This is a genomic window from Streptomyces capparidis (assembly GCF_054782095.1).
The window spans coordinates 125,293-151,867 of record NZ_BAAGTD010000003.1 but is presented as its reverse complement, the minus strand read 5'-3'; the positions used below and the strand labels follow the sequence as shown (position 1 = coordinate 151,867).

The 26,575-nt window shown below is 75.3% G+C and carries 25 protein-coding genes; 12 read left to right on the top strand and 13 right to left on the bottom strand.

Features of this window, described 5'->3' with window-relative positions:
• Positions 1-95 precede the first annotated feature (95 nt).
• The gene (locus tag ACYVO2_RS04105; RefSeq protein ID WP_461006168.1) at positions 96-1,040 is read left to right on the top strand and encodes an HAAS signaling domain-containing protein; all 945 of its coding nucleotides are present in this window, start codon (positions 96-98) and stop codon (positions 1,038-1,040) included.
• A 37-nt stretch (positions 1,041-1,077) separates the two neighbouring features.
• Here the strand turns inward: ACYVO2_RS04105 and ACYVO2_RS04100 are convergent, their stop codons facing one another.
• Positions 1,078-2,031: an ABC transporter substrate-binding protein gene (locus ACYVO2_RS04100; protein ID WP_461006167.1), complete on the bottom strand. Its 954-nt coding sequence runs from the start codon at positions 2,029-2,031 to the stop codon at positions 1,078-1,080.
• A gap of 213 nt (positions 2,032-2,244) precedes the next feature.
• Between ACYVO2_RS04100 and ACYVO2_RS04095 the strand changes: the two genes are divergently transcribed.
• Positions 2,245-2,877 carry an HAD family hydrolase gene (locus ACYVO2_RS04095; protein WP_461006166.1) on the top strand — a complete coding sequence of 211 codons (633 nt, stop codon included), beginning with the start codon at positions 2,245-2,247 and terminating at the stop codon, positions 2,875-2,877.
• 100 nt (positions 2,878-2,977) lie between these two features.
• Here the strand turns inward: ACYVO2_RS04095 and ACYVO2_RS04090 are convergent, their stop codons facing one another.
• Positions 2,978-3,253, bottom strand: a complete 276-nt coding sequence (locus tag ACYVO2_RS04090; protein ID WP_461006165.1) for a hypothetical protein — start codon at positions 3,251-3,253, stop codon at positions 2,978-2,980.
• A gap of 401 nt (positions 3,254-3,654) precedes the next feature.
• Between ACYVO2_RS04090 and ACYVO2_RS04085 the strand changes: the two genes are divergently transcribed.
• Positions 3,655-4,035 (top strand): cold-shock protein, encoded by a 381-nt coding sequence (locus tag ACYVO2_RS04085; RefSeq protein ID WP_461006164.1) that lies wholly within the window; start codon positions 3,655-3,657, stop codon positions 4,033-4,035.
• An 89-nt stretch (positions 4,036-4,124) separates the two neighbouring features.
• Here ACYVO2_RS04085 and ACYVO2_RS04080 read toward each other — a convergent pair whose 3' ends face one another.
• From ACYVO2_RS04080 to ACYVO2_RS04065, 4 genes are all read right to left on the bottom strand, one after another.
• Complete coding sequence (locus ACYVO2_RS04080; RefSeq protein ID WP_461006163.1) at positions 4,125-4,991, bottom strand: 1,4-dihydroxy-6-naphthoate synthase; 867 nt, start codon at positions 4,989-4,991, stop codon at positions 4,125-4,127.
• Positions 4,988-5,719, bottom strand: coding sequence for a futalosine hydrolase (locus tag ACYVO2_RS04075; protein ID WP_461006162.1), 732 nt, complete (start codon positions 5,717-5,719; stop codon positions 4,988-4,990). Before ACYVO2_RS04075 ends, ACYVO2_RS04080 begins: the two co-directional genes overlap by 4 nt.
• 16 nt (positions 5,720-5,735) lie before the next feature.
• Complete coding sequence (locus ACYVO2_RS04070) at positions 5,736-6,209, bottom strand: DUF2771 domain-containing protein (protein ID WP_461006161.1); 474 nt, start codon at positions 6,207-6,209, stop codon at positions 5,736-5,738.
• Positions 6,210-6,390: 181 nt separating this feature from the next.
• Positions 6,391-7,806: an MFS transporter gene (locus ACYVO2_RS04065; RefSeq protein WP_461006296.1), complete on the bottom strand. Its 1,416-nt coding sequence runs from the start codon at positions 7,804-7,806 to the stop codon at positions 6,391-6,393.
• Between the two features lie 343 nt (positions 7,807-8,149).
• Between ACYVO2_RS04065 and ACYVO2_RS04060 the strand changes: the two genes are divergently transcribed.
• Both ACYVO2_RS04060 and ACYVO2_RS04055 read left to right on the top strand, forming a co-directional pair.
• Positions 8,150-9,094, top strand: coding sequence for a DUF3027 domain-containing protein (locus ACYVO2_RS04060; protein WP_461006160.1), 945 nt, complete (start codon positions 8,150-8,152; stop codon positions 9,092-9,094).
• A gap of 395 nt (positions 9,095-9,489) precedes the next feature.
• Positions 9,490-12,633 carry a sacsin N-terminal ATP-binding-like domain-containing protein gene (locus ACYVO2_RS04055; protein WP_461006295.1) on the top strand — a complete coding sequence of 1,048 codons (3,144 nt, stop codon included), beginning with the start codon at positions 9,490-9,492 and terminating at the stop codon, positions 12,631-12,633.
• A 106-nt stretch (positions 12,634-12,739) separates the two neighbouring features.
• On the opposite strand, the gene ACYVO2_RS04050 is transcribed toward ACYVO2_RS04055, so the two are convergent.
• Positions 12,740-15,283: an HAD-IC family P-type ATPase gene (locus ACYVO2_RS04050; protein ID WP_461006159.1), complete on the bottom strand. Its 2,544-nt coding sequence runs from the start codon at positions 15,281-15,283 to the stop codon at positions 12,740-12,742.
• Positions 15,284-15,404: 121 nt separating this feature from the next.
• The gene (locus ACYVO2_RS04045; RefSeq protein WP_461006158.1) at positions 15,405-15,695 is read right to left on the bottom strand and encodes a DUF2530 domain-containing protein; all 291 of its coding nucleotides are present in this window, start codon (positions 15,693-15,695) and stop codon (positions 15,405-15,407) included.
• Between the two features lie 321 nt (positions 15,696-16,016).
• On the opposite strand from ACYVO2_RS04045, the gene ACYVO2_RS04040 reads away from it, so the two are divergent.
• Entirely contained in the window at positions 16,017-17,477 is a 1,461-nt protein-coding gene (locus ACYVO2_RS04040) for an NCS2 family permease (RefSeq protein WP_461006157.1), read from the top strand.
• 52 nt (positions 17,478-17,529) lie between these two features.
• Here ACYVO2_RS04040 and ACYVO2_RS04035 read toward each other — a convergent pair whose 3' ends face one another.
• Positions 17,530-18,405, bottom strand: a complete 876-nt coding sequence (locus tag ACYVO2_RS04035; RefSeq protein WP_461006156.1) for an NAD(P)-dependent oxidoreductase — start codon at positions 18,403-18,405, stop codon at positions 17,530-17,532.
• 101 nt (positions 18,406-18,506) lie between these two features.
• Between ACYVO2_RS04035 and ACYVO2_RS04030 the strand changes: the two genes are divergently transcribed.
• Positions 18,507-19,208, top strand: coding sequence for a TetR/AcrR family transcriptional regulator (locus tag ACYVO2_RS04030; RefSeq protein ID WP_461006155.1), 702 nt, complete (start codon positions 18,507-18,509; stop codon positions 19,206-19,208).
• 4 nt (positions 19,209-19,212) lie between these two features.
• Here the strand turns inward: ACYVO2_RS04030 and ACYVO2_RS04025 are convergent, their stop codons facing one another.
• Positions 19,213-19,584: a winged helix-turn-helix transcriptional regulator gene (locus tag ACYVO2_RS04025; protein WP_461006154.1), complete on the bottom strand. Its 372-nt coding sequence runs from the start codon at positions 19,582-19,584 to the stop codon at positions 19,213-19,215.
• Positions 19,585-19,681: 97 nt separating this feature from the next.
• On the opposite strand from ACYVO2_RS04025, the gene ACYVO2_RS04020 reads away from it, so the two are divergent.
• The 3 genes from ACYVO2_RS04020 (at position 19,682) to ACYVO2_RS04010 (ending at position 22,450) form a co-directional block, all read left to right on the top strand.
• Complete coding sequence (locus ACYVO2_RS04020) at positions 19,682-20,071, top strand: YybH family protein (protein WP_461006153.1); 390 nt, start codon at positions 19,682-19,684, stop codon at positions 20,069-20,071.
• Positions 20,072-20,477: 406 nt separating this feature from the next.
• Positions 20,478-20,942 carry a MarR family winged helix-turn-helix transcriptional regulator gene (locus ACYVO2_RS04015; RefSeq protein ID WP_461006152.1) on the top strand — a complete coding sequence of 155 codons (465 nt, stop codon included), beginning with the start codon at positions 20,478-20,480 and terminating at the stop codon, positions 20,940-20,942.
• Between the two features lie 239 nt (positions 20,943-21,181).
• Positions 21,182-22,450 carry an MFS transporter gene (locus ACYVO2_RS04010; protein WP_461006294.1) on the top strand — a complete coding sequence of 423 codons (1,269 nt, stop codon included), beginning with the start codon at positions 21,182-21,184 and terminating at the stop codon, positions 22,448-22,450.
• Here ACYVO2_RS04010 and ACYVO2_RS04005 read toward each other — a convergent pair.
• Positions 22,447-22,959 (bottom strand): GNAT family N-acetyltransferase, encoded by a 513-nt coding sequence (locus ACYVO2_RS04005; protein ID WP_461006151.1) that lies wholly within the window; start codon positions 22,957-22,959, stop codon positions 22,447-22,449. The two genes, ACYVO2_RS04010 and ACYVO2_RS04005, sit on opposite strands and share 4 nt — an antisense overlap.
• Positions 22,960-23,021: 62 nt before the next feature.
• Here ACYVO2_RS04005 and thpR point away from each other — a divergent pair, with 62 nt between their 5' ends.
• Positions 23,022-23,579 (top strand): RNA 2',3'-cyclic phosphodiesterase, encoded by a 558-nt coding sequence (gene thpR / locus ACYVO2_RS04000; protein WP_461006150.1) that lies wholly within the window; start codon positions 23,022-23,024, stop codon positions 23,577-23,579.
• A 127-nt stretch (positions 23,580-23,706) separates the two neighbouring features.
• Here thpR and ACYVO2_RS03995 read toward each other — a convergent pair whose 3' ends face one another.
• Both ACYVO2_RS03995 and ACYVO2_RS03990 read right to left on the bottom strand, forming a co-directional pair.
• The gene (locus tag ACYVO2_RS03995) at positions 23,707-24,687 is read right to left on the bottom strand and encodes an aldo/keto reductase (protein WP_461006149.1); all 981 of its coding nucleotides are present in this window, start codon (positions 24,685-24,687) and stop codon (positions 23,707-23,709) included.
• Between the two features lie 70 nt (positions 24,688-24,757).
• Positions 24,758-25,468, bottom strand: a complete 711-nt coding sequence (locus tag ACYVO2_RS03990) for a GDSL-type esterase/lipase family protein (RefSeq protein ID WP_461006148.1) — start codon at positions 25,466-25,468, stop codon at positions 24,758-24,760.
• Positions 25,469-25,525: 57 nt separating this feature from the next.
• On the opposite strand from ACYVO2_RS03990, the gene ACYVO2_RS03985 reads away from it, so the two are divergent.
• Entirely contained in the window at positions 25,526-26,539 is a 1,014-nt protein-coding gene (locus ACYVO2_RS03985) for a hypothetical protein (protein ID WP_461006147.1), read from the top strand.
• Positions 26,540-26,575: the final 36 nt, after the last annotated feature.

Sequence of the window (26,575 nt, the reverse complement as noted above, 5' to 3'; positions counted from 1 at the left end):
GGTCCGCCCCCGGCGGTTGACCGGACCGGCGCGGCGGGGACAGGGTCACGGGGGAGGCGGGCGGGCACGGGGGGACGCGGCGGAGGGCTGACGGTATGGGCGCTGACGGTACGGGCATCGAGAACGAGCGGCTGGTCCACGAGTACCTGAGCCGGGTCGGGGACCTGGCGCGGGTGGCGCTGCCCGCCGAGCGGCGCCGCGAGCTCGTGGTGCGGCTGCGCGAGGAGATCGAGCGGGCGCGGGCCGAGGAGGAGGACGGCCCCGCCGGGGTGCGCCGGGTCCTTGGCAGGCTGGGCAGCCCGGACGCCGTGGTGGAGGCGGAGGTGTACCGCAGGGTCGCCGAGGGCGTGCCGCCGCCGTTCCCCGGCGATGGGCTCGCCCCGCCGTTCCCCGGCGACACCTCCCGGCCGGGCCCGGCGCTGGACCCGGAGTGGTGGCGGGTGCCGGACCGGGGCGCGGCCCGCAACCCGCTCCTGGACCCGCCCGACGACCTCGGCCTGGCGCTCCCCGCCCCCCGCACGCCGCCGGACGGGGCGAAGGACACCGCGCGGCAGGCCAAGGCCGGGCCGCTCCGCCGCCTGCTGCGCCGCCCGCGGGACGGTGCGCCGGGCACCCCGTCCGAGGGCGGCACCCCGTCCGAGGACGGATCCGCGGCGCGGCCGGCCCGCGGCGGCCTGCTCAGCGGGCGCGGCCTGCTGCTGCACTGGCGGGAGGTCGCCGCGGCCGGGCTGCTGGTCGGCGGCACCGTCGCCGGGTCGTGGCTCGCGGTCCTGGTCGGCTGGCTGCTCGCCTACTACTCGGCGCGGCTGACCCGGGCGGAGGCGCAGATGGCCGCGGTGGGCATCCCGGCCGCCTCGGCCGCCGCGGCCGCGGTGTACCTGTGGGGCCGCGCCGAGGGCCGGTGGGGCGAGCCGCTGCCCGAGGACCGGCTGCGGCCGGTGCTGGAGGACCTGCTGCCGGTGATGGTGCGGGTTGCTGCGCTGGGCTCGGCGCTGTTCCTGCTGTGGCGGGCCCACCGCCGCTCCCGCGCCGAGGGCTGAGCCCGCCCGGCGGCCGGGCCCCGGTGGGCCTCGGCGGTCAGCTCCGGGTGAGCGCCCGCTGGAGCTCGTCGAGGATCCGGCCGGCCGCGGTGTACCCGATGCCCTGGATCCACAGCTCGTCCTCCACGGCGAACACCCGGTCGGCCCGCACCGCCTCCAGGTTCTTCCACAGCGCGCCGCCGGTGACCTCCTTGCGCCGGGCCTTGTCCGGGTCGCCGTAGGTGGAGTGGAAGATCACGTCGCCGGCGGCGAGGTCGGCCTTCTCCGGGCTGATCTCGACCATCATCTCGTCGATGTCCTGGGTCTTCGGCCGCCCGAGGCCGACGTCGGCGAGGATGGTGCCGATGTAGCTCTGCCTGCCGTACAGCCGGGTGTTGGCACCCTCGACGAACCGCACCACCGACACCTCGGTCTGCTTCGCCCGGGCCGCGCCGCCCGCCGCCTTCGTGACCTTCGCGGCGTGGTCCCGGTAGGCCGCGACGACCTTCGCGGCCTCGGCCTTCTTGTTCAGCGCGTCGGCGTGCACCTGGAAGTTCTCCTTCCACGGGTGGCCGGTGGTCTCGGTCATCACGGTGGGGGCGATGGCGGTGAGCTCGTCGTACCGGTCGGCGTCGCGGGCGCCGTTGGTGAGGATCAGGTCGGGTCGCAGGGCGGCGATGGCCTCCAGGTTGGGCTGGCCGATGGTGCCGACGTCCTCGATGCCCTCGGTCCGCTCCTCGCCGAGGTAGCCGAGGAAGCCCCCGGCGACGTCGGCGCGGGTGGCGCCGACCGGGGTGACCCCGAGGGTGAGCGCCGAGTCCAGTTCCGCGGTGTCCAGCACCACGACCCGCTTCGGCGACTGCGGCACCTTCACCGGGCCCTTGGCGGTCCGCACCGTGCGCGTGGACGCCGCGCCCTCGCCGCCCTCGCCGGAGTCGGACGAGCCGCAGGCGGCGGTGAGCAGGGCGAGGACGGCGGCGGCCAGCGCGGCGCGGCGGGTCGGGGGTCTCACAGCGGGGCTCCTCGGGTGGTCGTCGGGTCGCCGGGACGGCGAGTCGGGCGGGGCCGGCTCGCGCGACCGGACGGGGGGTCAGGGGCCGCCACCCGGAGGGGTGCGGACGATCAGCCAGGTCGGCGCCGTGCCGCCGAGGTGAGGATAGGCTCCCCTAACCGGACGGACAACACCGGCCCCGGGCGAACAGGTGCGCACCCGGCCTCGGGGACAATGGCCCCCATGTCCCTCACCACCCCGCTCACGGTCGGCTTCGACCTCGACATGACCCTCATCGACTCCCGGCCCGGCATCCGCGCCGCCTACCGGGCCCTGTCCCGGGAGACCGGCGTGTTCGTGGACGCCGACCTGGCGATCACCCGGCTCGGCCCGCCGCTGGAGGAGGAGCTGGCGCACTGGTTCCCCGCGGAGGGCATCCCGGACGCGGGGGAGCGCTACCGCGCGCTGTACCCCGGGCACGCCATCGAGCCGACCCCCGCCATGGCGGGCGCCGCGGAGACGCTGGCCGCGGTGCGGCGGCACGGCGGCCGCAGCGTGGTGGTCACGGCCAAGTACGAGCCCAACGCCAAGCTGCACCTGGCGCACCTGGGCCTGGAGCCGGACGCGGTGGTCGGCGGCCTGTGGTCGCACGCCAAGGCGGAGGCGCTGCGCGAGTACGGCGCGGCGGTGTACGTCGGCGACCACGTGGGCGACGTGCGCGGGGCGCGCGCGGCCGGAGCGCTGAGCGTGGCCGTGCCCACCGGCCCGTGCGGCGCGGAGGAGCTGCGCGCGGAGGGCGCCGACGTGATTCTGGACGACCTCACCCACTTTTCGGACTGGCTGACCGGGTACGTCTCCCGGGCCTGAGCCCGCGGGGCGGGCGCCGCCCCGCTCCCCGCGGGGCCCGGGGCGCGCTCCCGGCCGCGCGGGCCCGCCCGCTCCCCGGGCGTCCGCGCGTCCGCCGCGGCTACGGCGCCAGCGGGCGCACTCCCGGACCGTGCCCCTCCACGGCGGCGCGGGCCGCGCGGCGCTGGGTGTGGATGTTGCGCAGCAGACCCGCGCCGGCGAGGGCGAAGCCCACGGCCATCAGCATCGACACCAGGTACGCCGGGGTCGGCAGCGGGTCCATGCCGAGGAGCAGGGGGATGACGGTGGCGACCGTGGCGACCGCGCCGATGAGGAACACGATTCCCCCGGTGCGGATCAACAGGTCGCCGGGCTGGGTCCGGGTTTCGTCGCTCACCGCTCCAGGGTAGGCCGGAGGGGGGAGGGGGACGCCGACGGGAGTACCGCGGCTGTGGCGAGGCAGGGCATCTTGCCACCCGCTGGTGGACCATTAGCCTTGGTGGATGCGGGTTACCGGTGCGTCCGGTCGCCCGCACCGCTTGCGTTTTCCGGAATTTCCGCACCGGCCGTCGAGGAGCTTCTCCGAAAACGGCCACCCGACCCGGACTGGACCAACTCTCGAGGTGGTTCTCCCCGGAGCGGTCCAGCCACGGGGTACTTGCCGGAGCGGCCCGGCCCCGGGCGTTCCCGGAGCGGGCCGCCCCGGAACCGGGCGCCGGAAAAGAGCGCGGTATTCACCGTTGTGGTGTGTTGTGCTGTACGTGACGAGAAACAATCGACGCGAGGACGAGGTCTGACGTGCCTACCGGCAAGGTCAAGTGGTTCAGCAGTGAGAAGGGCTTCGGCTTTCTCTCCCGCGACGACGGCGGGGACGTCTTCGTGCACTCGTCGGTGCTGCCCGCCGGAGTGGAGACCCTCAAACCGGGTCAGCGCGTGGAGTTCGGTGTCGTCGCGGGGCAGCGCGGCGACCAGGCGCTGTCGGTGACGCTGCTGGAGACCCCGTCCGTCGCCGCGGCGCAGCGCCGCAAGCCCGACGAGCTGCTGCCGATCGTGCAGGACCTGACCACGCTGCTGGAGGACGTGGCCCGTTCGCTCCAGCGGGGCCGCTACCCGGAGAAGACCCACGGCCGCAAGATCGCCGGTGTGCTGCGGGCGGTGGCCGACCAGTTGGACGTGTGAGCCGGGAGCCGGCCGGGAGGACGACAGCCGGGCGCGCCGCGTGGTGAACGCGGCGCGCCCGGCGTGTGTGCGGGCGCCCGAGCCGGGCGTCACTCCCCGGGGAACTCCAACGCGCCCGGCGGCAGCGGCGGGACGAGGCCCTCGGCGGCGGCCCGGGTCAGCAGCCCCCGCACCGCCGCGTACCCCTCGTCGCCGAGGCCCGCGGTGAACTCGTTCACGTACAGCCCGATGTGCCGCTCGGCCACCTGCGGGTCCATCTCCTGCGCGTGCTCGGCCACATAGCGCCGCGACGCCTCGGGGTCGCGCCAGGCCAGGCGCACCGAGTCCCGGGCCGCGTCCGCGATCCGGCGCAGTTGCTCCCCGCCGAGGGAGCGCCGGGCGACGATCGCGCCGAGCGGGATCGGCAGTCCGGTGCTCGCCTCCCACGCCTCGCCCATGTCCGCCAGGCGCGTCAGCCCGTACCGCTGGTAGGTGAACCGGGCCTCGTGGATGACCAGGCCCGCGTCGACCACGCCGTCCCGCACCGCGGGCATGATCTCGTGGAACGGCAGCACCACGATCCGCCCCACCCCGTCCGGCACGGCCTCGGCCGCCCACAGCCGGAACAGCAGGTAGGCGGTGGACCGCTCACTCGGCACGGCCACCGTGCGGCCGGCCAGCGCCTTGGGCTCCAGCGCGTCCCGGGTGAGCACCAGCGGCCCGCAGCCGCGCCCCAGCGCGCCCCCGCACGGCAGCAGCGCGTACCGGTCGAGGATCCACGGCAGCACCGCGTAGGACACCTTCAGCACGTCGAGTTCGCCGCGCTCGGCCATGCCGTTGGTGATGTCGATGTCGGCGAAGGTGACGTCGATGCCGGGCGCGCCCGGGACCAGCCCGTGCGCCCAGGCGTGGAAGACGAAGGTGTCGTTGGGGCAGGGGGAGTAGGCGATGCGCAGCCTCTCCGCGGGGGTGCTCATGGGGCCTCCGGCAACTCGTGCGTCAGTGCGGTGAACGCCGCGGTCAGGGCCGCGAGCGCGTCGCCGATCCGCCAGGCGGCGCGGTCGCGGGGCCCGACGGTGTTCGACACGGCGCGGATCTCCGCGACGGGCACGCCGCGCGCCGCGGCCGCCTCCGCCACGCCGAACCCCTCCATCGCCTCGGCCGCCGCGCCGGGGTGCCGCCCGGCGAGCTCGGCCGCGCCCTCGGCGGTGCCGGTGACGGTGGAGACGGTGAGCACCGCCCCGTGCACCGCGCCGAGCGCCCGTGCCAGGCGCCCGGACAGCGGCTGCGCCGGGTGGTGCGCCGAGCGGCCGAAGCCGAGCTCGGCCACGGGCAGGAAGCCCGCCGGGCTGTCCGCGCCCAGGTCGGCGGCGACGATCGCGTCCGCGACCACCACCGAGCCCACCGGCGCCACCGGGTCGAACCCGCCCGCGATCCCCGCCGCCACCACCAGGGTGTACGGCTCGCCGCGCAGCTCGGCCGCGGTCAGCGCGGACGCGGTGGCGGCAGCGGCTGCGGCGGGGCCCACCCCCGCCGCAAGCAGGTCGGCGCGCTCCCCGACACGCCGGACCGCGATCCCCGGCGCGTGGGTGTGCTCGCGCGCCTCGCCGAGGGCGCGCAGGCCCGCGGCGGCGGCGTCGAGCTCGGCCGCCACCGCGGTCACCACGAGCAGGCGCGCGCCGGCCCGTGCGGACTCGGGAGCCAAGGGAGCGGAGCGGACGTCAGTCGTCCAGCTTCACCGTGAAGTTCCACACGCCGTAGTACCGGTCCTCGGCCATGGACCCCGAGACGAAGGACAGCTTCAGCGACTTGCGGCGCTCGCCCGTGGCCGGGTCCACCTGGAAGAAGCCGTCCGTGGGCACGCTGCGGTAGGTGTGCTCGGTCGGGTCGGTGACCGCCTCGCCGTTCAGCGCCAGGTACCAGCCGTCCTCGCCGATCGACTTGTCCACACCCAGGCGGAGCCGGTCACCGGGCTCCACCGTGATCGTCTCCGTGGGCTCGGCGTCCAGGCACTTCTGCACCTGGGAGGAGGAGATCTCGTCCCCGTCCTTGTAACACCCGTCCTCGGCCTCGGTGTGCTCCGAGGTGGTGCCCACGGTCACGTACGCGAGCGGGGTGGGCTTCTCGCAGGCGGCGAGGGTGGCGAGTCCGACGGCAACGGCGCCGATCACGGCGGCACGGCGGCGAATGGTCATGGCCCTGAGGCTACCCGGCGGCCCCGGCGCGCCACCGCCCGGGGGCCCACCCGTTTCCCCGCCCACCACCCCTTCCGGGGCCTTCCCTCCCCGTGGGCTGAGCCAATCGGGGGCACCCCCCGGACCCCCCGCCAGGCCCGGCCCCGGGCCCACCCCGCCCCGGGGCTCACGCGGCACGGCCTCACACGGTCCTCGGCCGCGGGCTCCCCCTGCGCCCGGCCACCAGCAGCCCCCGCACCGTGGCCGCGAAGCCGAGCGCCAGCAGCCCCGCGGCGATGCCCAGGCCCAGCGTGCCGTTCAGCGGCAGCATGATGCCGATGGCGCCGCCGATCACCCAGGCGAGCTGGTACGCCGTCTCGGAGCGGGCGAACGCCGAGGTGCGCACCTCCTCGGGCACGTCCCGCTGGATCAGCGCGTCCAGCGACAGCTTCCCGAGCGCCTGCGCGAACCCGGCGGTCGCCGCCACCAGCGCCACGGTCACCGCGCCGTACCAGACGGCCGCGGACACCGCCGCGCCCAGGGCGAGCGCCAGCACCGTGGTGATGATCGTCTCCGGGGCGCGGGAGCGCATCCGGGTGCCGATCGTCGTGCCCAGCGCGTTGCCCAGACCGGCCGACACCGCCACGATCCCCAGCGACGTGGCGGCGGGGAAGCCGCCTATCGGATGCTCGCGGAGCAGGAAGGCCAGGAACAGGGTCAGGAAGCCGGACAGCGCGCGCAGGCAGGCGCACGCCTGGAGCGCGTGCAGCACCGAGGACCCCACGCCGCGCAACCCCGGCCACCGCCGTGCTTCCGCGTCCTCCCGCCCGCCGTCCGCGCCCTCGGTCCTCGGCTCCTTGGCGAGCTCGGCGATGGTCGCCTTCTCCTCGCCCTTGGCCGAGTCCACCTTGTGCGGCAGCGTGAACGCCAGCAGCGTGCCGAGGACGAACACCGCGAACGCCCCGTACAGCGGCCACCCGGGGCCGATCATGTGCAGCAGTCCGCCCACCGGCGCGGCCACGGCCGTCCCCAGCAGTCCGGCCAGGGTGACCCGGGAGTTGGCCTTCACCAGCGTGGTCCTGTCGGGCAGCAGCCGGGGCACGACGACGCTGCGCACCACCCCGTACGCCTTGGAGCTGACCAGCACGCCGAGCGCCGCCGGGTACAGCTCGAGCCCCGCGCCGTCCACCGCGCCCGCCATCGTCCACGCCAGCACGGCCCGCGCCAGCATGGACATCGCCATCGCCGCGCGCCGCCCGTGCGGCACCCGGTCGAGCAGCGGGCCGATGATCGGGGCGAGCAGCGCGAACGGCGCCATGGTGACCAGCAGGTACAGCGCCACCCGGCCGCGGGCCTCCCCGGTGGGCACCGAGAAGAACACCGTGCTGGCCAGCGCCACCGTGATCAGCATGTCGCCCGCGCCGTTCACCGCGTGCAGCTCGATCAGCTTGCCCAGGCCCGTCTCACCGGCGCCGCCCGAGTGCGTGGCCCGCCGGATCCGGGTCCCGAGGCGGGTGCCGACCCGGCCGAGTGCGCGCGCAGGCCACGTTCCCGCCCGTACCAAGACGTTCCCGGACCCGTTCCGGGACCGGGTCCTGATCGCACCTTTGACCGCCACCCGGCCATACTGCCTCAACCGGGCGCGACGGGCGGCCCGCCGGTGCGCAAACAACCCCGCGGCCTCCTCCACCCGGTCCTTTCCCGCCCCGCCCCCGGACGGGTACGGTGCACCAGGCAGCCGACCGGTGAACAGCGACTCCGGTGGTCCTTCCTGCCGGGTGTTCCAGCAGAATGGAAGGACGACCAGCGCGTTGCCGCGCGGCGTCGACGCGGACCGCCCCCGGTCCCGGGGAGCGCGCTTCGGTGCGCCCCGGCGTGCCGGGCGGGGCGGTACGCTCCGCCGCCCGGAGTGCGCCCTTGACATACGGCTTTAGGAGAGAATCGTTCTTGTGAGTGCTGCGATGCGAAGCCGTATTCCCGACCGCCTGTGCGCCGAGGCCGTCGAACTGGCGCGCGCGGCGGGGCAGGAGGCCGCCGGTCCCTTCGGCGTCGGCGAGCACCTGGGCATGGAGGCGGAGGGGGACCGCGTCGTCACGCACTCCTTCGCCTGCCTCGACCCCGCCTACCGGGGCTGGCGCTGGGCGGTGACCCTGGCCCGCGCCTCCCGCAGCAGGCAGGTCACCGTGGACGAGACGGTGCTGCTGCCCGGCGTGGACGCCATCCTCGCCCCCGAGTGGGTGCCGTGGAGCGAGCGGCTGCGCCCGGGCGACCTCGGCCCCGGCGACCTGCTGCCCACCGAGGCCGACGACCTGCGCCTGGAGGCGGGCTGGAGCGGCGCCGACGAGCCCCCGCCGAACTCCGCCGTCGCCGCGCTCGCCGAGGGCCTGGACCCGGAGGACCTCGACACCGGGGACCTCGACACGGGCGGCACGGGCACGGGCGACGCCGGCCCGGCCGAGCCGGACGGCGCGGGGCCCGCGCCCGCCAGGGCCGCGATCGCCGCCGTCGCCGAGGAGATCGGCATGCGGCGCGCCCGGGTGCTGTCCCGCTACGGCCTGCACATCGCCGCGGACCGCTGGGAGGAGCAGTTCGGGCCGCGCACCGCCATGGCCCAGGCCGCGCCCGCCCAGTGCGCCTCGTGCGGCTTCCTGGTGCCGCTCGCCGGCTCGCTGCGGCAGGCGTTCGGGGTGTGCGCCAACGAGTACGCGCCCGCCGACGGCCGCGTGGTGTCCCTCGGCTTCGGCTGCGGCGCCCACTCCGAGGCCGCGGTGATGCCGCGCACCCCCCAGCCCGCCGAGCCGGTGCTGGACGAGATGCACGACGTGGAGCCCGTGCCGCTGCACCCGGAGCGCGCGGCGGGCTCCGTGGAGGAGCTGGCGCCCGCCGAGGAGCTCGGCCACTCCTGAACCCGGGAAGAACCTCACGCGGCGGGGCCCGGCGGGCCCCGCCGCGCGTTGTTCTGTACTGTCGCCGACATCGGCTGCCGCCGGACCTGGGGGCACAACCTCCAGCCGGACCGGGGCGCGAACCCCCGGCCGCAACCCGGGGGGCGAGCCCCCGGCCGGGGCCCGAGGCCCCCGCGGGGGTCCATGGGACACAGCCCCCTGGCCTCCGGAGGAGACCCCTCCCCACCGGCAGCGACCGCGACAACAGCACACGGCCGGGGGCCGGGGGCGCAGCCCCCGGCGGAGGTTCGAGGGGCGCGGCCCCTCGGGCACCGGGAGGGGCCCCTCCCGCCCCGGCAGCGACCGCGACAACAGCAGCCTTCGACGGCGAGGGAGAGCTTCACATGAGCACGGCGATGCTGCGCGAGGACGTCGGGGACACCGACCCCTTCGGGACCGGGGCGCTGCGCCGCGCGGTGCTGGACGCCTGGGCGGCCTCCCCCGCGCGGTTCCGGGAGGACGCCAACGCCGAGGAGGACCTGGCCCTCGGCGGCTACCGGGACCGCCTGGTGGTGGAGTTGGCGCAGAACGCCGCCGACGCGGCGGCCAGGGCGGGCGCGCCCGGCCGGCTGCGGCTGACCCTGCGTCCGGCCGACGGCGAGGGCCCCGCGCTGCTCGCCGCCGCCAACACCGGCGCGCCCCTGGACGCCGCGGGCGTGGAGTCGCTGTCCACCCTGCGCGCCTCCGCCAAGCGCGGCGAGGCCGCGGGCGGCGTCGGCCGGTTCGGCGTCGGCTTCTCCGCGGTGCTCGCGGTCAGCGACGAGCCCGCCGTGATAAGCCGCTCCGGCGCGGTGCGCTGGTCGCTGGCCGAGGCCAGGCGGCTGGCCGGGATCGCGGGGCAGGACGCCCCGGGGCTGGCGGACGAGCTGCGCCGCAGGGAGGGCCATGTGCCGCTGCTGCGCCTGCCGCTGCCCGCGGGCGGCACCCCGCCCGAGGACTACGACACCGTGGTGCTGCTGCCGCTGCGCGACGGCGCCGCCCGCGACCTGGCGGAGCGGCTGCTCGCCGGCGTCGACGACGCGCTGCTGCTGACCCTGCCGGGGCTCGCCGAGGTCGTCCTGGAAACCCCCGAGGGCACCCGCACCCTCACCCGCCACGAGGAGTCCGGCACCGTCGTGGTCACCGACTCCGCCGCGACCCCGACCCGCTGGCGCGTGGAGAGCGCGGGCGGGCCCTTGGACGCCGCGCTGCTGCGGGACCGGCCAGTGGAGGAGCGGCTGCGCCCGCACTGGTCGGTGACCTGGGCGGTGCCGGTGGGCCCCGACGGCGCCCCCGCCCGCCCCCGCACCGCTCCCGTGGTGCACGCGCCCACCCCCACCGACGAGCCGCTGGGCCTGCCCGCGCTGCTCATCGCGTCCCTGCCGCTTGAGCCGACCCGCCGCCACGCCGCGCCCGGCCCGCTCACCGAGTTCCTGCTGGCCCGCGCCGCCGAGGCGTACGTCCGCCTGGTGCGCGAGTGGACCCCGGTCGGCCCCGGCACCCTGGACCTGGTCCCGGGGCCGCTGGGCCGCGGCGACCTGGACGCGGCCCTGCGCCGGGAGATCCTGGCGCAACTGCCCCGCACCCCGTTCCTGCCCGCCGCCGCGCCGGAGCGGGAGGACGTGCCGATCGCCCTGCGGCCGGTGGAGGCCGAGCTGGTCGAGGGCGCGAACGCGGCGACGGTGCGGGTGCTGGCCGAGGTGTTCCCCTCGCTGATCCCCGGCGGCCTGGAGCGCAGGCCCGAGCTGCGGGCGCTCGGTGTGGCGCGGCTGCCGCTCGGCGAGGCCGTGGACCGGCTCGCCGGGGCGGAGCGGCCCGCGCACTGGTGGCGCGAGCTGTACGACGCGCTGTCCGGCACCGACCCGGACGCGCTGACCGGCCTGCCCGTGCCGCTGGCCGACGGCCGCACCGTCACCGGGCCGCGCCAGGTGCTGCTGCCGCTGCCGGGCGCCGAGGACGAGCTCGGCGTGGACCCGCGGCGGCTGGCCCGCCTGGGCCTGAAGGTGGCCCACCCGGACGCCGCGCACCCGCTGCTGGAGAAGCTGGGCGCGCTGCCCGCCACGCCCCGCGCCGTGCTGACCACGCCTCAGGTGCGGGCCGCCGTGGACGAGTCGTCGCTGGACGAGGGCCCGCTGCCGTGGGACGACGAGCCGGGCCGGATGCCCGCCGAGGAGCTGGCGGACATCGTGCTGTCCCTGGTGCGGGCCGCGAACCTGGCGCCGGGCGACGAGCCGTGGCTGGCCGCGCTGGCGCTGCCCGACGAGGACGGGGAGCCGTGCCCGGCGGGCGAGATGGTGCTGCCGGGCAGCCCGCTGGAGTCGGTGATCCGCGAGGGCGAGCTGGCGGCCTGCGACGCCGAGCTGGTGGAGCGCTGGGGCGAGCAGCCGCTCACCGCGGTCGGCGTCCTCGCCACGTTCGGCCTGGTCCGCGCGACCGACGTGGTGCTCGACCCGGACGAGCTGGAGCCCGAGGACGGCTCCCCGCCGTGGGCGGAGGACATCGGCCTGCTGGACGCGGTGGACGTGTGGTGCGAGGACGTGCTCGACCAGCTTCCCGAGACCGATGTGCCGCCGGTGGCCACCGAGGTGGTGGCGGTGCGCGACCTGGACCTGGTGGACGACGACGCCTGGCCGCGCGCCCTGGCGATGCTCTCCCGGCCGCCGCTGCGGGACGCCCTGATCCAGCCGGTGCGGGTGCTGCTGCCGGACGGCTCCACGCGGACCGTGCGGCCGTACACCGCGTGGTGGCTGCGCGACCACCCCGTCCTGGACGGCCGCAGGCCCGTCGGCATGCGCGCCGCGGGCGGCGACCGGCTGCTCGCCGGGCTGTACGACGAGGCGGGCGCCGACGCCGAGGTGCCGCTGCCCGACGACCAGGTGCTGCGCGCCCTGGGCGTGCGCACCTCCGTGGCCGCGCTGCTGGACGAGCCCGGCGGCCCGGCCGAGCTGCTGGCCCGGCTCGCCGACCCGGACCGGGAGGTCACCCCGGCGCAGTTGCACGGCATCCACGCCGCCCTGGCCGAGCTCGACCCGGAGGCCGTCACCCTGCCCGACGAGCTGCGGGCCGTGGTGGACGGCGGGACCCGGGTGGTGGACGCCGCCGACGCCCTGGTCGCCGACGCGCCCGACCTGCTGCCGCTCACGACCGGCGTCCCGCTGCTGCCCGTCCCCCCGCGCCTGGCCGACGACCTCGCCGATCTGCTCCAGGTGCGCCGGGTGAGCTCGGCGCTGGCCGCCGAGGTGGTCTCCGAGGGCGAGTACCACCAGGTGCCGCGGGCCGTGCGGGAACTGCTGCCCGACGCGCCCGAGGGGTACTGGGAGCACGAGGAGCTGCTGGTCGCCGGAGGCACCGAGCTGGACTGGCGGTACACCGGCGGGGTGCTGCACGCCGCCACCGTGGAGGGCCTGGCCGCGGGCCTCGCCTGGGCCGCGGGCCAGTGGGCCCGCCGCTTCGAGATCGCCGCCCTCCTGGAGGACCCGGACCGCACGGCGGAACTGGAACGGGACCGCTGGTTCGAGTAGCGGCCCCGGCGGGTCGGGGGGCGCGGCCCCCGACGGGGGCCCAGGGGGGCGAAGCTCACCCGGACCCCGGAGGAGCGTCCCCTCCCGCGCCCCCGCCGCGGCGGCCTCAGCCCTCCGACGGCTCCCTCTCGGCGTCCGCCCGCCGGTCCACCACCCGCCAACTGATCTCCAGCAGGACCGCCGCCACCACCGCGACCGCGACCCCGGTCCACGGACCCTCGGTGCCCACCAGCTTCAGCTCGAAGAACGTCTGGAGGTACGGGGTGACCATCACCACCAGGAACCCGAGGCCCATCGTCAGCACGAGGCCGACCCGCCACCAGGTGTAGGGCCTGGCGATCACCGCGAGCACCCACATCGCCACCAGGAACAGCGTCAGCGTCGCCACGCTGGTCTCCGCGTCCAGCGCGCCCTCGCCCGTGTAGTGGTTCCGCGCCAGCAGGTAGGAGATGAACGTGGCCAGGCCCGCGATGATGCCCGCGGGCAGCGCGTACCGCATCACCCGCTTGACGAACCCGGGCCGCGCCCGCTCCCGGTTCGGCGCCAGCGCCAGGAAGAACGCGGGCACGCCGATGGTGAGCGTGGACAGCAGCGTCAGGTGCCGCGGCAGGAACGGGTACGGCAGTTGGAAGATCGCCACCAGCATGGCCAGCAGCACCGAGTACACCGTCTTGGTCAGGAACAGGTTGGCGACCCGCTCGATGTTGCCGATCACCCGGCGGCCCTCGGCGACCACCGAGGGCAGCGTGGAGAAGCTGTTGTTCAGCAGCACGATCTGCGCCACCGCCCGGGTCGCCTCCGAGCCCGAGCCCATGGCCACGCCGATGTCGGCGTCCTTCAGCGCCAGCACGTCGTTCACGCCGTCGCCGGTCATCGCCACGTTGTGCCCGCGCGACTGGAGGGCGCCGACCATGTCCCGCTTCTGCTGCGGCGTGACCCGGCCGAACACCGCCCCGGCCTCGATCTCCCGCGCCATCGCGTCGCGCTCCTGCGGCAGTCGCCGCGCGTCCACGGGCGCGTCAGCGCCGGGCAGCCCCAGCTTCCCGGCGACGGCGCCCACCGACACCGCGTTGTCGCCGGAGATCACCTTGGCCTGGACGTCCTGCTGGGCGAAGTACCGCAGGGTGTCGGCGGCGTCGGGGCGCAGCCGCTGCTCCAGCACGACCAGCGCCACCGGGGCGGGCGAGACCGCCACCTCCGGGTCGTGCAGGTCCCGCTCGCTCCTGGCCAGCAGCAGCACCCGCAGGCCCTGGCGGTTCAGCTCCTCCACGCCGGGCTGCGCGCCGTGCCCCTCGGGCAGCAGCACATCGGGCGCGCCGAGCAGCCAGGTGACCCGGGCGGCCCCGTGCCCGCCGGGCGGGCCGTCCCCGTCCTCTCCGGGCAGGCCGTCGAACGTCGCCCCGCTGTACTTGCGCGCGGAGGAGAACGGCAGCGTGGCCGTGGCGCGGTGCCCGTCGGGGGCCGGGTAGGCGTCGATGATCGCCTGGAGGCTGGCGTTGGGCCGCGGGTCGGCGGCGCCGAGCGCCCCGAGCACCCGCCCGACCCGCTCGCGCGTCCACTCGGCGCCGTCCCCGCCCGGCCCGCCGTCGCCCCGTCCGCCGTCGAGGAGCCGCACCTCCTTGACGTCCATGCCGCCCTCGGTGAGGGTGCCGGTCTTGTCCAGGCAGACCACGTCCACCCGGGCCAGGCCCTCGATGGCGGGCAGCTCCTGCACCAGGCACTGCTTGCGGCCGAGCCGGATCACACCGATCGCGAACGCCATGGAGGTGAGCAGCACCAGGCCCTCGGGGACCATCGGGACGATGCCGCCGACCATGCGCCGGACGGCCTCCTTCCAGTCCTCGTCCTCCACATAGATCTGACTGGCGATGAGCGCCACCGCGGTCGGCACCATCAGATAGGTGACGAACCGCAGTATGGAGTCGATGCCGCTGCGCAGCTCGGAGTGGACCAGGGTGAACCGGCTGGCCTCCTCGGCCAACTGGACCGCGTACGCCTCCCGGCCGACCTTGGTGGCGGTGAACGCGCCGGTGCCCGCGACCACGAAGCTGCCGGACATCATCTGGTCGCCGGGGCGCTTGAGCACCGGGTCGGCCTCGCCGGTCAGCAGCGACTCGTCGACCTCGAGGCCGTCGGTCTCTACCACGACGCCGTCGACCACGACCTTGTCGCCGGGGCCGAGCTCGATCACGTCGTCCAGGACGATCTGCGAGGTGCTGACCTCCGCGGTGCGGCCGTCGCGGCGCACCCGCGGCCTGGCCTCGCCGATCACCGCGAGGCTGTCCAGGGTCTTCTTGGCGCGCAGCTCCTGGATGATGCCGATGCAGGTGTTGGCGACGATGACGAAGCCGAACAGCGAGTCCTGGATCGGCGCGACCGCGATCATGATGATGAACAGGACACCGATGATCGCGTTGAACCGGGTGAAGACGTTGGCCCGGACGATGTCGGCCGTGCTCCGCGAGGAGCGCACCGGCACGTCGTTGATCTCCCCGCGGGCGACGCGCTCGGCGACCTCGGCGGCGGTCAGGCCCGGTGTCCCGGGGGTGTCGGCGCCGCCGCCGGTGGGCGGACGGGGTGCCGGTGCCTGGGCCTCCCGTACCGGTGCGCGGTCCGGGTCCTCTATGCCGCTGTCGATCCGGTTGGTCATGGGGGGAACGTTACGGTGCGGCGGTTACGCGCGGGTGCGGTCCTGGCCATGAACTGTTCTCCGGGATGACGTGAATCATCCCTGGGACGGAGCCGACGCACGGCCGCGACCCGCACCCTCCTCAGGAGCCGGTCGAGCCCAGGTCGCGCGCCTCCGCGGGCTCTTGGCGCAGCTTCTCCTGGTGGCGCCGGATGGCGTCGCGGCGGCGGCGCACGTACCAGATGCCGATCAGGCCGAGCCCCGCCCCGGCCAGGCAGGTCCAGACCCACCACTCGCGGTCGTGGTCGGCGTGCCAGCCGTAGAACGGCAACTGGGCGAGGAACAGCACGAACCAGACGATGGTGCCGCCCGTGACGATGGCGACGTCGTTCGCCTCGAGTGGCTCGGGGTTCGGGCGCTCGGTCTTGGCCATGGTCCTCAGCGTACGCAGGGGAGCGGCGGCGCCCCGATCCGGGCCGGGCGGGCGGCGGGCGGGGGAGCGGTGGGCCGGGCGGCCCGGGCGGGCGGCGCGGCCGGGAGGCGCGGCGGGGTGGGGCATAAACCGGGCCCGGATTCGCGTTCGATTCCTTGTTTGTTCATACTGAACGCGTTCCCGGTTGGCCGGATGTATTCGTAGCTTCCTCCAAGCACCGGATGGCCGCGGAAGCGCCGCGCCACCCCCACAAGGACGTGGGCGGCGACCGGTCCGCCCCGGGAACCCCCCTCCCGCACCCCACGCACGAGGACGCGCCCTATGTCCACCCCGGCCACCGCCACGGTCGACGCCAGCCCGCCCGACCCCGCTCCGCAGGCCCCGAAGAACGCCCTGGACCGCTTCTTCAGGATCAGCGCGCGGGGCTCGACGGTCTCCCGCGAGATCAGGGGCGGCATGGCCACGTTCTTCACGATGGCCTACATCATCGTGCTGAACCCGATCATCCTCAGCTCAGGTGTGGACAAGTACGGCCACCACCTGGACAGCGGGGAGCTGGTCACCGCCACCGCCCTGACCGCGGGCCTGTCCACCCTGCTCATGGGCGTGATCGGCAATGTGCCGATCGCGCTCGCCGCGGGGCTGGGCGTCAACACCGTCGTCGCCCTCCAGCTCGCGCCCAGGATGAGCTGGGCGGACGCCATGGGCATGGTGGTGCTCGCCGGGTTCGCCATCCTGGTCCTGGTCGCCACCGGGCTGCGCGAGCGCGTGATGTCCGCGATCCCCGGCGGGCTGCGCAAGGCCATCGGCATCGGCGTCGGCCTGTTCATCTGCTTCATCGGCCTGGTGGACGCCGGGTTCGTCACCCGCGTCCCGGACGCGGCGAAGACCACCGTGCCGGTCGGCCTCGGCAGCGGCGGGCAGCTCCACGGCTGGCCGGTCGTGGTGTTCGTGCTCGGCGTCCTGCTCACCATGGTGCTGCTGGCCCGCAAGGTGCGCGGCGCGATCCTGGTGAGCATCGTCGCGATGACCGTGCTGGCGATCGTGATCCAGGCCGTCGCCGACCTGCCGGACGGCCGCTGGGGCCTGACCGCCCCGAAGGTGCCCTCCAACGTGGTCGGCACCCCCGACTTCGGCCTGTTCGGCGAGGTCAGCCTGCTCGGCGGCTTCCAAGAGGTCGGGGTGCTCACCGGCTCGATCTTCGTGTTCACGGTGCTGCTTTCGTGCTTCTTCGACGCGATGGGCACGATCATCGGCGTCAGCGACGAGGCCGGTCTGCTGGACGAGAAGGGCGAGCTGCCCGGCATGGGCCGGGTGCTCATGGTGGACGGAGTGGCCACCGCCCTGGGCGGCGGCACCTCCTGCTCGGCCAACACCTGCTACGTGGAGTCCACCGCGGGCGTCGGCGAGGGCGCGCGCACCGGCCTGGCCAACGTGGTCACCGGCGGCCTGTTCCTGCTGGCCCTGGTGTTCACCCCGCTGGCCCTGGTCGTCCCCGCCCAGGCGGCCACGCCCGCGCTGGTCGCGGTCGGCTTCCTGATCATGGCGGCGCAGGTCCGCGACATCGACTGGAACGACTTCGCCATCGCCGTCCCGGCGTTCGTGACACTGATCATGATGCCGCTGACGTACAGCATCACCAACGGCATCGGGATGGGCGTGCTCACCTACGTGGTGCTCAACGCGGCCACCGGCCGCGCCCGCCGGATCCCGGTGCTGCTGTGGGCCGTGGCGGCGGCGTTCGTCTTCTACTACCTGTCCCCGGCGCTCGGCCTGGTCTGACGCCCGCCGCGGGAGCGGGGCCGCCGACGGCAGTCGGCGGCCCCGTCCGCGTTCACCCGGCCTGCCCGCGCATCACCTCGAACAGGCTGGTGAAGCTCTGCGGGCCGTGGCCCGCCCGCACGCCCCGCCGGAAGACCTCGGTGACCGCGGCGGGCAGCGTGGTGTCCACCCCGGCGTCCCTCGCGGTGTGCAGGACGTGCTCCATGCTGGCCAGCCCCATGGACAGCCGGTCGTCCGTGCCGGGGTGCTCGCCCGAGTCCACCCCGGCCGTGCCGCGCTCGGCGAAGTACGACAGGGAGTCCAGGGTGGACTTGGCGTGCGGCAGGAACTCCCGCGCCGTGATGCCGTGCGCCCGCGCCACCGCGAGGGCGTGCAGCCAGGCGAGCATGCCGGTCCAGAACACGTCCATCCCGAGCTGGTAGTACAGCGCGGCCAGCCCCGGGTCGGTGCCCAGGTAGTCGGTGCCGGTGAGCACCTCCAGCACGTCCCGGTGCGCCTCGAACACCGTCTTCGGGCCGCTGTAGTACGTGGACATCTCCGGGTCGCCGATCCCCTCGGGCGGTGACGCCACGCCGCCGGTCAGGTACTCGGCGCCGTGCCCGGCCGCCCACGCCGCCGCCTGCCTGGCCCGCTCCGGGGTGTCCGAGGTCAGGTTGACCAGCACCCGCCCGGCCAGCGCCCCCGCGGCGGGCTCCAGCACCGCGTACACCGCGTCGTAGTCCGTCAGGCTGAGCACGACCAGCTCGTTGGCGCGCAGCGCCTGCTCCACGTCGGCGGCCCGCACCGCGCCCTCGGCCACCAGCTCCTCCGCCCTGGCGGCGGTGCGGTTCCACACCGTCACCTGGTGGCCGCCCTTCAGCAGCGCACGCACCATCGCCTGCCCCATCGGCCCCAGGCCGATGACGGTCACCGCCTTCTTCGCGCTCACGGCACGACACCTCTCTCACAGCTCTGGAAAGAACGTTCTACTCAGACGCCGGTCAATGTAGCACCACTGAAACGAACGTTCTACTCAGTACACTGAGCCCCGTGGACACCACGGAGACGACCGAGACCGCCGGGACGACCGCCCCGACCGCGCCCACGGGAACCGCGGCAACGATGGCGACGACGGGGGCGGCGGGGCCGGAGGCCCGGCGGCGGGACGCCGCGGCCGGTGACGCCGCCCTCGGCACCCGCGAGCGCATCGTGCGGGCCGCCGCGCGGCTGCTCCAGCGGCAGGGCTACGAGGGCACGGGCATCAAGCAGATCGCCCGGGAGGCCGGGGCCACGCTCGGCTCCGTCTACCACTTCTTCCCCGGCGGCAAGCAGGAACTGGCGGTGGAGGCCATCCGCCACGGCGACGAGGACTTCGCCGCGCTGCTGCGCGAGGTGATGGAGGGCGACGACGACCCGGCCCGAGCGCTGATCACCTGCACCCGGCTGCTGGCCGAGGGCCTGCGCGAATCCGGCTGGACGGACGGCTGCCCGGTCACGGCCACCGCGCTGGAGCCCGTCGGCCGCGTCCCCGAGGTGCAGCAGGCCGTCGCCCGCACCTACCGGAACTGGCAGGACGTCGTCCACCGCGGCCTGCGCGCCGCGGGCTTCCCCGAGGAGGCGGCCCGCGAGCTGGCCTGCACGGTGATCGTCACCATCGACGGCGCGGAGGTCGCCGCCCAGGTGGCCAGGAGCGAGGAGCCCCTGCTGCTCGCGGGCAGGCACCTGGCCCGGCTGATCGACTCCTACCGCTGAGCTCTCACCCGGGCAGGCTGCCCCAGTCCCACAGCGCCTGGAGCACCGGCCCGAGGGCGCGCCCCCGCGCGGTGAGGGCGTACCGCACCCGCGGCGGCCAGCCGGGCTCCCGGTGGCGCGCGACCACCCCGGCGTCGCACAACTGCGCGAGGCGGTCGGTGAGCACCTTGTCGGAAAGGGCGGGCAGGGCGCGGGCGAGCTCGCTGAACGTCGGCTCGCCGCCGCGCAGCAGCTCCCGGACCACCAGCGTGGTCCACCGCCCGCGCAGCGCCGCGAGCGCGATCTCCACCGGGCACGCCGGGTCGGGCGCCGCCACCTCGGCCCTGGGGTCCTCGGGCAGGCCCGGCCGCGGGTGGCCAACCGTTTGGTGAGCCACGAGAGGGCCTCCTAGCGTCGTCGGCGTCCCTCAGGGCCCTGATTCCGGCCCCGAGCGTTCCCGTCCGATCGTCCCAGCCCGCAAGGGAGGCGCACCCATGTCCCTGCCCGTCCGCCCCGAGGACCTGCCCGCCGCGTTCGCCGAGCGCTTCAACCGCCGCGACCCGCGGGCCGTCGCCGAGCTGTACGAGCCGGACGCGGTGTTCGTGCCCGCCCCCGGCTCCCCGGTCACCGGGGAGGGCATCACCCGGGCCAACGACGAGTTCCTCGGCCTCGGCCTGCCCATCACCGTGCGCCCCCGGCACATCTACACCGCGGGCGACCTCGCCCTGCTGATCGTGGACTGGACCATCACCGGCACCACCGCCGACGGCCACCCCACCCACATCGAGGCGACCGCCACGGACGTCGCCCACCGCGGCACCGACGGCCATTGGCGCTACACCATCGACAACCCCTTCGGCACCACCCACCCCGAAACGGCCTGACCACCCGCGCCGCACACGGCCCGCGCCCCACACGCGGGGCCGCGACCCCCGACGGGGCCCGGGGGACGGGATCCTCCGGGCCCCAAGGCCCTCCCCGACCCGGGGGCCCGGGGCGCGATCCCCGGCCGAGATCCAGAGGGCCCCGGTCCTCCGGCCCGAAGGGGCCCCGACTCCGGGGATCGGGGACCCAGTCCCCGGCCGGCGTCCGAGGGGCCGCCGTCCTCCGCCCCCGAAGGAGCCTCCAACCCCCAGGGGCCCGGGGACGCAGTCCCGGTGGGGGTCCGGGGGCGGAGCCCTCTGCCCTCCGGGGATCCGCCTCCCGACCCCCAACCCGAACCCACCCGGCCCCCACCCCACCCGGTAACATCCAGTTTACTTAGTCAGGGTAATGAGTTACCCTAAAGACATGCCGGAACTCTCCGAAGACGACCTCCCCACGGTCAACAGCCTCCGCGCCGCGGTGCTCCGGTTGTCGCGGCGGTTGCGGCACGGCACCCTGGTGACCGAAGGCGCGCAGGGCGGACGGGCCGACGAGCCCCTCAGCCAGACGGAGATGTCGGTGCTCGGCACCCTGTGCCGCTGCGGCCCGTCCACCCCGGGCGAGCTGGCCCGCAAGGAGCGCGTGCAACCGCCGTCGATGACCCGCATCGTGGCCATGCTGGAGGCCAAGGGCCTGGTCCGCCGCGACCCGCATCCGGACGACCGCCGCCAGGTGGTGGTCTCCCACACCGAGCGGGCCCAGGCCATCCTCGAGGAGAGCCGCCGCCGCAGGAACGCCTGGCTCGCCCAGCTCGCCGGCGGGCTCACCGACGAAGAGTGGGACACCCTGCGCAAGGCGGCGCCCGTGCTGGAGAAGCTCGCGGAGCTGTGAGCACCCGCGAGCGCCCCGCGGCGGCGCCCGTGCGGCGATGAGCCTCCCGGTGCGCCTTACGCGGCGGGCGTCCGGTGAGGCATGTGGAAGGAAGACGAAAGGCAGGCAGCACCACGGCAGGCACACGAGGCACCAGGAGCGAAGGAGACGTCCCCTTGAGTTCGGCACCGGAACCCGCCGAAGTCGCACCCGGAGAACCCACACCCCCACCCACGAAGTCCCGCGGCACCTTCGCGTCGCTGCGGAACCGCAACTATCGCCTCTTCGCGGCCGGTCAGGTCGTGTCGAACACCGGCACCTGGATGCAGCGCATCGCCCAGGACTGGCTGGTGCTCACCCTCACCGGCTCCTCCGCCGCGGTCGGCATCACCACCGCGCTCCAGTTCCTCCCCATGCTGCTGTTCGGCCTGTACGGCGGCGTCATCGCCGACCGCTACGCCAAACGGCGGCTGCTGCTGATCACGCAGACCGCCATGGGCGTGCTCGGACTCGCGCTCGGCGCGCTGACCCTGTCCGGCGCCGTCCAGGTCTGGCACGTGTACCTGATCGCCTTCCTGCTGGGCATGGCCACCGTCGTGGACAACCCCACCCGGCAGGCGTTCGTCGTCGAGCTGGTCGGCCCGAAGGACCTGCGCAACGCGGTCAGCCTGAACTCCGCGAACTTCCAGACGGCCCGCATCATCGGCCCGGCGATCGCCGGTGTGCTCATCGCCGCGGTCGGCAGCGGCTGGGCGTTCGCGCTCAACGGCCTGTCGTTCGCCGCGCCGTTCATCGCCCTGCTGCTGATGCGCGAGTCCGAGCTGCACCACATCGAGCGGGCGCCGCGCGAGAAGGGGCAGCTCCGAGCCGGGCTCGCCTACGTCGCCAACCGCCCCGACCTGATCTGGCCGATCGTGCTCGTCGGCTTCATCGGCACCTTCGGCTTCAACTTCCCGATCTGGCTCACCGCGTTCGTGGACGACGTCTTCCACGCCGACGCCGGCACCTACGGCCTGCTGAACACCGCCATGGCCGTCGGCTCCCTGGCCGGGGCGCTGCTGGCCGCCCGGCGCGGCACCACCCGGCTGCGGGTGCTGGTCGGCTGCGCGCTCGTCTTCGGCCTGCTGGAGCTCGCCGCCGCGATGTCGCCCACCTTCTGGCTGTTCACGGCGCTGCTGGTGCTGATCGGGCTGTTCGGGCTGACGTTCAACACCACCGCGAACTCCTCGGTGCAGTTGGCCACCGACCCGGCCATGCGGGGCCGGGTGATGAGCCTGTACCTGATGGTGTTCATGGGCGGCACACCGATCGGCGCGCCGATCGTGGGCTGGGTCACCGACACCTACGGCGCCCGCACCGGGTTCGTCGCGGGCGGCCTGGTGTCCGTGGCGGCCGCCGTCGTCGTCGGGCTGGTGCTGGTCCGGGTCAACAACCTGCGGGTCAAGCTGGACCTGCGCCCCGGGCGCGGCCACCGGCTGATCACGCTGGTCCCCCGCGAGGCCCGCGAGGAACTGGCCGCCGCCGCCTAGGCCGCCGCCTCCGGGCGCCAGCACAGCACCTGCCCCGGCCAGTCGCCGACCGTGAACGCCTCGGTCGGGGTGAAGCCGTTGCGCCGGTAGTAGGCGACCAGCGCGCCGTCGCCGCCCGCGTAGCAGTCCACCCGGAGCAGCCCGACGCCGAGCCGCACCGTCTCGGCGCGGGCGTGGCGCAGCAGCGCGGCCCCGACGCCCCGCCCCGTGTACGGCCGGGCGGTGATCAGCAGGCTGATGTACACCTCGGGTTCGCCGGCGGGGGGCACGGAGGGCTTGGGGGCGCGCGCGAGGACCAGGGCGCCGGCCGGTTCCCCGTCGTACTCGGCGATCCACAGGTCGCCGTTCGCCACCTTGTCGCGGGTGCGGTCCAGCGCGCCGGGGCGGGACGACATCGGCTCGGTGCCCCACTGGCCCGCCCGGCCGTGCCCGACCAGCCACGCGACGGCGCCGTCGTACATGTCCATCAGCGCGGGGACGTCGTCGAGCCCGCCCTTCCTGATCTTCATGCCGGACGACCGTAGCCGGGGTGCGGGACCCCGTCCATCCCCGGCCGGGGCACACTGGCCCCATGAGGCTCTTCGTCGCCGTGCTGCCGCCCGCCGAGGCCGTGGCCGAACTCGACGCGGCGGTGTCCGCCCTGCACGGGCTGCCGGGCGCCGGCTCCCTGCTGTGGACCGACCGCGCCGGCTGGCACCTCACCCTGGCGTTCCTGGGCGAGGTCGAGGACGACGCGCTGCCCGAGCTGGAGGAGCGGCTGGCCCGCGCGGCCGGGCGGCACCAGCCGATGCCGCTGCGGCTGGCCGGGGGCGGCAGGTTCGGCGACCGGGCGCTGTGGACGGGGCTGGACCGGGGCAGGGCCGAGCTGGCCCGGCTCGCCCGGTCCGCCGCCGCGGCCGCCCGCCGCACCGGTGTCCCGGTGGACGAGCGACCCTTCAAGGCCCACCTCACCCTGGCCCGCGCCCGCCGGGAGCGGGTGGACCTGCGCCCGTTCGCCGAGGCGCTCGCCCTGTTCACGGGCGCGTCCTGGGACGCCGGGCCGCTGCGCCTGATGAGCAGCGCCCCCGGCGGCCCGGGCCGCCCCAACCGCTATGAGACCGTGCGGAGCTGGCCCCTGGGACGGGCCTGACGGGCGGCGGGTTACCGTTGACCGCGTGGATCCCAAGACGCGCGCCCGTATCCTCACCACCGCTTTCGTGCTGCTGCTCGCGGTCGTGGTGATCGGGTCCGTCCTGGGCTGACCGCCCGCGCGGGGCCTACCAGGCGAACGCCTCCGGCGACGCGCCGGGGCCGGGGAAGATCTCGTCCAGCTCGGCCAGCAGCCCCTCGTCCAGCTTCAGCTCCGCGGCCCGCAGCGCCGACTCGAGCTGCTCCAGCGTGCGCGGCCCGACGATCGGCCCGGTCACCCCGGGCCGGGTGAGCAGCCACGCCAGCGCCACCTCGCCCGGCGCCAGGCCGTGCTTGTCCAGCAGGTCCTCGTACGCCTGGACGCGCTGCCGCACCGCCGGGTCCTTCAGCTCGTCCGCGGCCCGCCCGGACGCGGTGCGCCCCGCCGCGCCCTCCCGCTCCTTGCGGAGCGCGCCGCCGAGCAGCCCGCCGTGCAGCGGCGACCACGGGATCACCCCGAGCCCGTACGTCTCGGCGGCGGGGATGACCTCCATCTCCGCGCGGCGCTCGGCGAGGTTGTACAGGCACTGCTCGCTGACCAGGCCCAGCGACCCGCGCCGCGCCGCCGCCTCGTTGGCCCGCGCGATGTGCCAGCCCGCGAAGTTCGACGACCCCGCGTAGAGCACCTTGCCCTGCTGGACCAGCACGTCGACGGCCTGCCAGATCTCCTCCCACGGCGTGGACCGCTCGATGTGGTGGAACTGGTACAGGTCGATGTGGTCGGTGCCCAGCCGCCGCAGGCTCTCCTCGGCCGCCCGGCGGATGTGCAGCGCGGACAGGCCGCGCTCGTTCGGCCAGTCGCCCATGGGCCCGTACACCTTGGTGGCCAGCACCGTCTTCTCCCGGCGCCCGCCGCCCTTGGCGAACCAGGCCCCGATGATCTCCTCGGTGAGGCCCTTGTTCTCCCAGCCGTAGACGTTGGCGGTGTCGAAGAAGTTCACCCCCGCGTCCAGCGCGGCGTCCATGATCGTGTGCGAGTCCGCCTGCTCGGTGACCGGACCGAAGTTCATGGTGCCGAGCACCACTCGGCTGACGGAAAGACCCGTGCGTCCCAGGTTCGTGTACTCCATGCCCTCCATCCCAGCTCTTCGAGTCCACTCCAGGCAACAGACTTCCCCGGACGGCGGCACGGCCGGCCCCTCAGGCGACGGCCTCCGCGGCCTCGGCCGCCGGCGTGTACGGCCCGCCCAGGCCCCAGGCGGTGTCCAGGGCGGCGGCGAACGCGGCGGCCAGGCGGTGTTCGCCGCGCGGGCTGGGGTGGGTGCCGTCGTAGGTGTCCGCCGCCAGGTCCCAGTCCCGGGGCGGCTCGGCGAGGACCAGCGGCGACGCCGGGGTGGTCAGCCCGTGGACGGCCTCGGCCATCAGCGCGTTCAGCTCGGCGACCTGCGCGCGGAACGGGACGTCGGTGACCGCCCGGACATTGGGGATGACCGGCAGCACGACCACCCGCACCCCGGGCCGCGCGGCACGCGCCTCGGCGAGGAAGCGGCGCAGGTTGGCCGCGGTCTCGGCGGGCCCGGTGTAGAAGCCGAGGTCGATCAGGCCCAGCGACACCAGCAGCACGTCGGGCCGCCACCTGGCCACCTCCCCGCGGATCACCGGCGCCATGTGCAGCCACCCCCGCCCCCACCCGGCGAGGTGGCGGCGGGCGTCGGCGGGGAAGGCCGGGTCGGCGTACTCGTGGGAGACCGGCGCCCCGGCCCGGTGGTCGTACAGCTCGCAGCGCGGGCCCACGATCTCCGGCGCGAAGTCGCCCAGCGTCGCCCGCAGATGGCGCCACATGCGGTACCGCCAGGTGTGGTCCCCGGCACTGCCGATCGTCATGCTGTCGCCCACAAACATGATCCGCATCGGGACATCATGACGGCACCGGCCGGCGCGCCCCGCGGCAGGTGGCAGTCTGTTCGCATGCGCGCGCTCCTCGTTCCCGCGGCCGTGGCCGCCCTGCTGGTCCCCGCCGCCGCACCGCGGGCCGCGGCGGCGTCCTCCGACAGCGGCCCCAAGGTGGCCTTCTCCTTCTCCGACGACCGGATCGCCGAGGCCAGCGGCCTGGCCGCGAGCCGGAGGCACGAGGGCGTGTACTGGACGCACAACGACAGCGCCGACGGCCCCTACGTGTACGCGGTGGACTCCTCGGGACGCACCGTCGCCACGGTCACCCTGCGCGGCGTGGACCCGCGCGACGTGGAGGCGGTCTCGGTCACCCCGGACGGCGAGGTCCACCTCGGCGACATCGGCGACAACCTGGGCGGCAAGTGGCCCGAGGTGTGGATCTACCGGTTCACCGAGCCGGAGCGGCTCGCCGACACCACCGTGGACGCCGTCCGCCACCGCGTCCGGTACGCCGACGGGCCGCGGGACGCCGAGGCGATGATGGTGCACCCCAGGACCGGGCGGGTGTACATCGCCAGCAAGAAGGAGGGCGGCGGCGGGCTGTACGAGGGCCCGGCCGAGCTCTCCGCCTCCCAGGTCAACACCTTCCGCCGGGTCGGGGACGTGCCGTGGGTGACGGACGGGTCGTTCTCGCCGGACGGCAACCACCTGGTGCTGCGCGGCTACTTCTGGGCGGCGCGGTACACCTGGCGGGACGGGCAGGCCGGGAGGATCAGCGGGCGCCGCAGCCTGGAGCTGCCCATCCAGCGGCAGGGCGAGGCGGTGGCGTACGGCGCCGACGGGCGCTTCGTGCTGTACGCCAGCGAGGGCGCGGGCAGCGAGGTCTGGCGGCTCGACCTGCCCGCGGACGGCGGCTCCGGCGGGGGCGGCGGAGAAGGGAAGGGCAAGGGCGACTCGGGGAGCGCGGCGGCGGAGCGGTCCGCGGGCGGGGACGACGAGGACAACACCACCACCGGCTTCGCGGTGCTCGCGGCGGCGGGGCTGGCCGCGCTGCTGCTGCGGCTGCTGTGGCGGCGGCGCCGCGGGTAGGGACCCGCGACCCGCCCGGGAATGCGAGCGGCGCGG

What these genes read in the sequence shown, in the direction of transcription:
- ACYVO2_RS04105 (WP_461006168.1), top strand. Translation starts at nt 96, where the DNA reads ATGGGCGCTGACGGTACGGGCATCGAGAACGAGCGGCTGGTCCACGAG.
- ACYVO2_RS04095 (WP_461006166.1), top strand. Translation starts at nt 2,245, where the DNA reads ATGGCCCCCATGTCCCTCACCACCCCGCTCACGGTCGGCTTCGACCTC.
- ACYVO2_RS04080 (WP_461006163.1), bottom strand. Translation starts at nt 4,991, where the DNA reads ATGAGCACCCCCGCGGAGAGGCTGCGCATCGCCTACTCCCCCTGCCCC.
- ACYVO2_RS04070 (WP_461006161.1), bottom strand. Translation starts at nt 6,209, where the DNA reads ATGACCATTCGCCGCCGTGCCGCCGTGATCGGCGCCGTTGCCGTCGGA.
- ACYVO2_RS04060 (WP_461006160.1), top strand. Translation starts at nt 8,150, where the DNA reads ATGCGAAGCCGTATTCCCGACCGCCTGTGCGCCGAGGCCGTCGAACTG.
- ACYVO2_RS04055 (WP_461006295.1), top strand. Translation starts at nt 9,490, where the DNA reads ATGCTGCGCGAGGACGTCGGGGACACCGACCCCTTCGGGACCGGGGCG.
- ACYVO2_RS04050 (WP_461006159.1), bottom strand. Translation starts at nt 15,283, where the DNA reads ATGACCAACCGGATCGACAGCGGCATAGAGGACCCGGACCGCGCACCG.
- ACYVO2_RS04045 (WP_461006158.1), bottom strand. Translation starts at nt 15,695, where the DNA reads ATGGCCAAGACCGAGCGCCCGAACCCCGAGCCACTCGAGGCGAACGAC.
- ACYVO2_RS04040 (WP_461006157.1), top strand. Translation starts at nt 16,017, where the DNA reads ATGTCCACCCCGGCCACCGCCACGGTCGACGCCAGCCCGCCCGACCCC.
- ACYVO2_RS04020 (WP_461006153.1), top strand. Translation starts at nt 19,682, where the DNA reads ATGTCCCTGCCCGTCCGCCCCGAGGACCTGCCCGCCGCGTTCGCCGAG.
- ACYVO2_RS04015 (WP_461006152.1), top strand. Translation starts at nt 20,478, where the DNA reads ATGCCGGAACTCTCCGAAGACGACCTCCCCACGGTCAACAGCCTCCGC.
- ACYVO2_RS04005 (WP_461006151.1), bottom strand. Translation starts at nt 22,959, where the DNA reads ATGAAGATCAGGAAGGGCGGGCTCGACGACGTCCCCGCGCTGATGGAC.
- thpR (WP_461006150.1), top strand. Translation starts at nt 23,022, where the DNA reads ATGAGGCTCTTCGTCGCCGTGCTGCCGCCCGCCGAGGCCGTGGCCGAA.
- ACYVO2_RS03995 (WP_461006149.1), bottom strand. Translation starts at nt 24,687, where the DNA reads ATGGAGTACACGAACCTGGGACGCACGGGTCTTTCCGTCAGCCGAGTG.
- ACYVO2_RS03990 (WP_461006148.1), bottom strand. Translation starts at nt 25,468, where the DNA reads ATGCGGATCATGTTTGTGGGCGACAGCATGACGATCGGCAGTGCCGGG.
- ACYVO2_RS03985 (WP_461006147.1), top strand. Translation starts at nt 25,526, where the DNA reads ATGCGCGCGCTCCTCGTTCCCGCGGCCGTGGCCGCCCTGCTGGTCCCC.